Raw genomic sequence first — 6,579 nt, 5'->3', positions numbered from 1 at the left:
GCCCGCGGAAGAGCGGCGCTGGCCCCTGCTGCTGGGTCTGGTGCTGCTGGGTGCGGCGGCGCTCGGCTACTACGGTTTCGGCGCAAGAAAACCCGGCCCGACGGCCACCGTCACCTCCCCCGCGCCGGCCCCCCTGCAGGCCGCCAGCGCGGTACCGCACGGCAGCGCGCTGCCGCCCCTCGCCGAGGCCGCACCGGGAACGGCCGAGTCGCCCCCGCAAAACGCCGCGCCGGACCCCATGCCCGCCGCGGAGCCGGCCTCGGTCGCCGCCGCGGCGATCGAGCTGGCGCCCCCCGCGGCCGGCCCGGCACGCCCCCGTGCCGCCCCGGTCCGCGCCGCTGCGGCGCCGGTCGCAACGCCCCGTCCCCAGGGAACGCGCCGCTCGGAGCTGGCCGCCGACCCGGCCCAGCAGCCGCCCCCGGCGCTGGGGCCCTGTACCGAGGCCATGGCGGCGCTGGGGCTGTGCACGCTCAACGACAACACCCAAAGGCCCTGAGATGCCGATCATCACGATGCTGGCCCGCCCGAAGCTCCTGTGCGCCCTGCTCGCCCTGGCCGCCGGCGGCGCGGCGGCGGCGCCCGTCGACTACAAGATCGTCACCGCTTCCGACAAGGGCACCTATTACGCGATCGGCAAGGACCTGGCCAGGTTCGTGGCGCCGGACGCCGGCATCAATCTGGAGGTGCTGGCCACCTCGGGCTCGGCCGCCAACGTCAAGCTGCTGCGCTACGAGCCGGGCGTGAAGTTCGCGGTGGTGCAGGCCGATGTGTTCCAGGCCTTCGTCGACCGCTCGGGCGCCGGCAACGCCGAGGCCGCGGCCCTGGTCAGGCCGCTGCGCGTGATCCTGCCGCTCTACAACACCGAGATCCACTACATCGTGCGGGCCGACTCGCCGCTCAACTATCTGCACGAGGTCAGGGACGCCAAGATCAACGGCGGCCTGGTCGGCAGCGGCGCGGCGCTGATCACGCACACGCTCTACCGCATGATGTTCGGCGGCGCGATGCCCGATGCGCAGGCCTCCTTCATGTCCAACGAAGAGGCCCTGGTCAAGCTGATCGGCGACAAGTCGGTGGACGTGGTGGTGGTGGCGGCCGGCCAGCCCGCGCCGCTGATCGCCAATATGAAACCCGAGGCGCAGAAGTTCATCAAGCTGCTGAGGTTCGACCCCGACCATGCCACGGCCAGGCTGCCGCTGACGGTCTATGCACCGGCCACGGTGCGTGCCGCCAGCTACCCCAACCTGCTCGGCGAGGACTTCACCACGATCTCCGTCGGGGCCTTCCTGGTCACCTACGACTACAACCTGAAGGGCACGGTGGAGAGCTTCCGCAGCTTCGGCCGCGCCCTGTGCCAGAACTTCGAGCGCCTGCAGGCGCAGGGCCATCCGAAGTGGCGCGAGGTCAGGCTGGCCACGCCCGAGCTGGGCCCGGGCTGGACCTACTACCCGCCCACCACGCGCGAGCTGCGCAGCTGCAACCCGAGGAAGACGCCACGCTGCTCGGCCGAGGAGCGCATCCTCGGCCTGTGTCAATGACCACCCCCTACGCGCTGCGCGCGCCCCCTCGGGGGGCGACGCCGGCCGCCCGGCAAGGCCGGATCGACGGCGTCCGCTAGCGCATGTGATCCCGCCGGACGCCCCCGAGATGAAGGCCGAGATGCTGCTGCTCTCGGCCTCGATGCGGGTGCCGATGCTGAAGCATGAGGGCGTCCAGGTCCGGGACACGCTGGCTATCAAGGGCCATTTTCCGGGCTTCAAGCTCTGGTCGCGCGCGGGGGCGACATCACCCGCATCACGACGATCTGGAACGAATGCCTGGAGCGCTACGGCGGCCCCTGGTTGTTCGGAGCCGGGCCCTGCATGGCCGACGCGATGTTCGCGCCGGTGGTGGCGCGCTTCCTGAGCTACGACGTCCAGCTCGACAAGGGCTGCGCGGCCCATTGCAAGACCGTGATGGCGCTGCCGGCGATGCGGGAATTGGTGGCGGCGGCCAAGGCCGAACCGGACGAGATCGACGAGCTGGACGCCGAGTTCTGAACGGCTCGGCACCTTCCCGGTGCCGCCATGCTCATGTCCAGGGCGTCGGGTCCGGTATCGCGCAGACCGGCTCCACGTCGATAGTCTTGAAATCGGCCGGCGAGACGATCTCCAGATATTCCATGTCCGGCGAGTAGTCGAACAGGAAGTGGCGGATGCCCGGTCGCTGGTGCACGCAGTCGCCGGCCTGCACCAGGGTTTCCTGGTCCTCGTACATGAAGCGGGCCCAGCCGCTGAGCATGATGACGATCTGGAACTCGGCCTCATGGCGGTGCCAGCCGGTGCCCTTCTCGGGCGCCTCGTTGGCCTTGACCAGATGGGCGATCACCTTGCCGTGGGTGGCGGCGGCGATGCCCAGGTCGCGGTAGAGGAAGAAGTCGCGCAGGCCGCCGCCCCTATAGGCGGTCTGGCCGGGTTTGACATGTGAGAACAGGGTGTCGGAGCCGTCGGACATGGTGAACTCCTAGAAGGAAGATCGCACGGATGCGCTGCTGGCAGGCATTTCCCATGCCGCCCGGGCGGCTAAGCGGCCAGTTCCTCGCGCAACCATTGCCGCAGCGCCACCAGCGGCGGCCAGTCCTGCAGACTGGGAGGATAGGCCAGGTGGTAGGGCTTGGCATGCTCGTAGCTGATGGTCAGCTTGGAGAGGCGCTGCAGCCGCCCGGCGCGCAGCGCGTCGGCCGCCAGGATCTCGCGCGCCAGCGCGATGCCCAGGTCCTGCTCGGCCGCCTGCAACATCAGGCCGGCATCGTTGAACACCGCCACCGGCGTGATCCGTCGCATCACGCCGGCGGCCGCGAACCATTGCGTCCAGGGCTCGGCATCGCCCAGCAGCGGCTCGGCGCCGAAGCAGCTCTCGTGCGGCTCGGCATGGCGGCGCTTCGAATTCAGCCCCAGGCGTTTGGCCGCCGCCGGCGAGCCCACCACGACCAGGGGCATCGAGGTGCCGATCAGCACCTCGGAATTCAGTCCCGGCCAGGGCCCGCTGCCCTGGCGTATGCCGGCGTGGAAGCCCTCGCGCGCCAGGTCCACCAACTGGGCCGAGGTGCTGATCTCCAGCGCCAGGCCCGGGTGACGCCTGCGCCAGCTCTGCATGCGCGGCAGCAGCCAGCGCTGCGCAAACGAGGGCAGCACCGACAGGCGCAGGATCTGCGCATCCAGGTCGGCCGCGTCGGCCGCGGCCGCAACGCCGCGCTCCAACTCGGCCAGGGCCTTGTCGACGCTGGCCAGCAGGGCCACACCGGCGCTGTTCAGCACCAGGCGTCGACCGCGGCGCTCGAACAGCGCATGGCCCAGCTGGGTCTCCAGAACGCGCAGTTGGTGGCTGACCGCGCTATGGGTCAGGTGCAGGCTGTCGGCCGCGGCACGCAGGTTTTGCAACTGGGCCACAACGCGGAAAGTGGGCAGGGTGTTGAGCGGTAGGCGTGCCATGGCGGGACTGTGGGCGAGCGGGTTACTGGTTAGCTATTTTGACCAGATCGGCAAAAAACAATCAATTCCTTTGTCCAGTCGCCAGCCCTATCCTGAATTCACTCGCGAGCCCTCGAACCCGCCTGGAGATGCCAAGATGAATGCCTGCCCTGCCGCCCCGTGCGACGCCACATCGGCCCCTTCCGCCAGCCATCCCGGGCTGCTGCGGCACTGGTGGTCGACGCTGCGTGACGCCATGCTGCGCAACCCGGCCCAACTGGCCGGTATCCGCGAACTGGATCAGCGCGCCTTGCGCGACATTGGCTGGTGCGATGAATCGCTGCCGATGCCAGAACATGGCGCGTCGACGCGGCGCAGCCTGGATTTCCTGTGAGCGCGTGAGCGCTGAACCGGCCTCCGCGGCGCCACGCCAGCCGGAGGCCCGCCGGGCATGCGCTCTGCTGGCCCGCCTCGCGAAAACCGCCCGCCGCCGTATCGACGCGAGCTCGATCCGTTGCATCCGATGGGCCGCCTGATCGGCGCTAAAAACGCTCGCCGCCTCCCCCCCGGTCGCGGGACTGATCTTGCCGTTGCGGGCGAATTGCGCACTAATGCACTGAAATGCCAACCGCATCGCGCGTGGCAACAATGGCTTACAGACGGTCGTGGGGCCGCTTTTCTAAGCTGTGAACCAGCGTCAGATCGAACGATCGGATGCGGCAGTAACAGTTAACTTGCAGGGGCGACATCACGACACCGTGGCGGCGCAACTCGCGTGAATGGAGTAAGTCACCATGGCATTGACCGCAATCGCATTGGCCGCCAGCCTGGCTACTGGCAGCTGCCAGTGGAGCCCTTCCACCCAGCCGGAATTCCGCGGCGAGCCGGCCTCGACGGTCGAGCGCTTTCAGGATATTCCGCCGGAAATGCGAGCACGTCTGCGTCAACGCATGGCGGCCCACAAATTCGACGAGCTGGTGCTGATCCGGCGCGACGCGATCGTCGGCAAGCAGGGCTATGGCGAGATCAGCGGCCTGCAATTGGGTCGCACCGCCTGCGAAAAGACCGATCGCAGCGCCTGGGCGCCCGCCGCCGAGGAAACCGCGCTGAGCTACTGCGAGGGCGACTATTGCGTGCTGGTCACGATCAATGGCCATCATGTACTGCGTGTTGAGCGGCAGTTCGCGGGCGATCCGCAGGAAACGCTGCGGCGTCAGCCCCCGGCCGCCGGCGAGCCGGTCCACGCCCCCGGGCGTTTGCTCGTGGGAGCGCGCGCGGGCCTGAGCGAGGCGCAGGTGGCCGGCGTGGTCAAGGGCCATGGCGCCAAGGCGCGCCGCATCGGCCGCAGCGATCTGTACATCGTCGACCTGCCGAGCCAGGGTTCGGAGCGGTCGATCCAAGCCCTGCTGGCCAAGAACCCGCACTTCAAGTTTGCCGAGCTGGACCAGCGCGTGACGCCGGCACTGGCGGTCAACGACCCCTATGCGGGCAGCGAATGGCACCTGAACAAGATCGGCGCCCCCACCGCCTGGGATTCGACCCAGGGCGCCGGGGTGACGATCGCGATCCTGGACACCGGCGTGAACAGCAGCCATCCGGATCTGGCGGCGCGCATGGTGGCGGGCTGGAACTTCTATGACAACAACTCCAACACGACCGACGTGCATGGCCATGGCACGGCCGTGGCCGGCGGCGCCGCGGCGACGCTGAACAACGGCGCGGGCGTGGCGGCCGTGGCGGGAGCGGCCCGGCTGATGCCGGTGCGCATCGCCGATGCCAACGCCTACGCCTACTGGAGCACGGTGGCGCAGGGCGTGACCTGGGCGGCCGACAACGGCGCGCGCATTGCCAACATCAGCTATGTGGGCGTGGCCGGCAGCTCGGCGGTGCAGAGCGCGGCCAGCTACATGAAGAGCAAGGGCGGCCTGGTGGTGGTGGCCGCGGGCAACAACGGCATCGAAGAGAGCATTGCGCCGACCAGCACGATGGTCGTGGTGTCGGCAACCGACAGCACCGATGCGCTGACGAGCTTCTCCAGCTGGGGTAGCTTCGTGACGATTGCCGCGCCGGGCAAGGACATCTGGACCACGACCCGCGATGGCGGCTACCAGGCCTGGTGGGGCACCTCGATGGCGAGCCCGGTGGTGTCGGGCGTCGTCGGGCTGATGATGGCGGCCAAGCCGGCCCTGGCCGGCAGCCAGATCGAGAGCCTGCTGTATTCCAGCGCGCTGGACCTCGGCGATGCCGGCCGCGACAAGAAGTATGGCCATGGCCGCGTCAATGCGGCCGCCGCCGTGCAGGCGACCGTTAACGCACAGGCCCCGGACACGCAGGCTCCGGCCGTGGCTATCGCCTCGCTGCAGGGCGGCGCTACGGTCACCGGCCTGGTGACGGTGGATGTCAATGCCAGCGACAACGTCGGCGTGAACCGCGTCGAACTGCGGGTCAATGGCAAGACCGTGGCCACCGATACGGCCGCGCCCTATGCCTTCAGCTGGGATTCGGCCACCGCGGCCAATGGCACGGCCAATGTTTCGGCTTACGCGATCGATGCCGCGGGCAATGCGGCCAGTTCGGCCTCGGTGGCGATCAACGTCTCCAATCCGGTCACGGCCCTGCCCGCTGACACCACGCCCCCGGTCGTCTCGATCAGGAATCCGGGCAATGGCACCTGGGTCTCGGGGACCGTGAGCATCAGCCTGGTGGCGTCCGACAACGCCGGCAGCACCGGCATCAGCCAGACGCTGTCCATCGACGGCAAGACGGTCGCCACCGCCAGCGGCGGAACGCTGAGCTACAACTGGAACGCGCGCAAGGCGGCATCCGGCAACCACACGATCACCGCCGTGGCCAAGGATGCCGCCGGCAACAGCAGCAGCGTCACGGTCCAGGTGAGCAAGTAAGCACCTCGCGCACCGATGCTGGCGCCGGACCGTCTGGGTCCGGCGCCAGCCGTCGTTTGGGACGGCCGCACCGCCCGCAACGCATCGAATCAGTTGCTGATTTTTCCCGGTCGGGGAGTCCCTCACGGGAAAATTGTTAATGAATTGAACACTTTCCGGCCGCGATCGTTAGAGGCGGCCGAGCCCGGCTCTCCTGCTGCGCAGCAGCGATCCAGCATGCAATTGCA

The 6,579-nt window shown here is 68.8% G+C and carries 5 protein-coding genes and 2 pseudogenes; 5 read left to right on the top strand and 2 right to left on the bottom strand.

The features are described from left to right. From AC07OQ_RS20130 to AC07OQ_RS20120, 3 genes and pseudogenes are all read left to right on the top strand, one after another. Positions 1 to 496: pseudogene (locus tag AC07OQ_RS20130) on the top strand (hypothetical protein); the annotation flags it as partial. Position 497: 1 nt separating this feature from the next. Next, entirely contained in the window at positions 498 to 1,538 is a 1,041-nt protein-coding gene (locus AC07OQ_RS20125) for a TAXI family TRAP transporter solute-binding subunit (protein WP_495054925.1), read from the top strand. An 85-nt stretch (positions 1,539 to 1,623) separates the two neighbouring features. After that, positions 1,624 to 2,039 (top strand): annotated as a pseudogene (locus AC07OQ_RS20120) (glutathione S-transferase family protein); the annotation flags it as partial. 31 nt (positions 2,040 to 2,070) lie between these two features. Here AC07OQ_RS20120 and AC07OQ_RS20115 read toward each other — a convergent pair. Next, the gene (locus AC07OQ_RS20115) at positions 2,071 to 2,493 is read right to left on the bottom strand and encodes a cupin domain-containing protein (protein WP_495054924.1); all 423 of its coding nucleotides are present in this window, start codon (positions 2,491 to 2,493) and stop codon (positions 2,071 to 2,073) included. Between the two features lie 68 nt (positions 2,494 to 2,561). Beyond that, on the bottom strand, positions 2,562 to 3,470 hold the full coding sequence (locus AC07OQ_RS20110) for a LysR substrate-binding domain-containing protein (protein WP_495054923.1): 909 nt from the start codon (positions 3,468 to 3,470) through the stop codon (positions 2,562 to 2,564). Between AC07OQ_RS20110 and AC07OQ_RS20105 the strand changes: the two genes are divergently transcribed. Both AC07OQ_RS20105 and AC07OQ_RS20100 read left to right on the top strand, forming a co-directional pair. Then, positions 3,469 to 3,843, top strand: a complete 375-nt coding sequence (locus AC07OQ_RS20105) for a hypothetical protein (RefSeq protein ID WP_495054922.1) — start codon at positions 3,469 to 3,471, stop codon at positions 3,841 to 3,843. The two genes, AC07OQ_RS20110 and AC07OQ_RS20105, sit on opposite strands and share 2 nt — an antisense overlap. A gap of 400 nt (positions 3,844 to 4,243) precedes the next feature. After that, a complete protein-coding gene (locus AC07OQ_RS20100) occupies positions 4,244 to 6,352 on the top strand; it encodes an MHFG family PEP-CTERM protein (protein WP_495054921.1) in 2,109 nt (702 codons plus the stop codon). Positions 6,353 to 6,579 lie beyond the last annotated feature (227 nt).

Source organism: Roseateles sp. GW821-FHT09B06 (assembly GCF_059418245.1).
The sequence above is the reverse complement of the archived record's forward strand: the minus strand, read 5'-3'. Positions and strand labels throughout refer to the sequence as shown.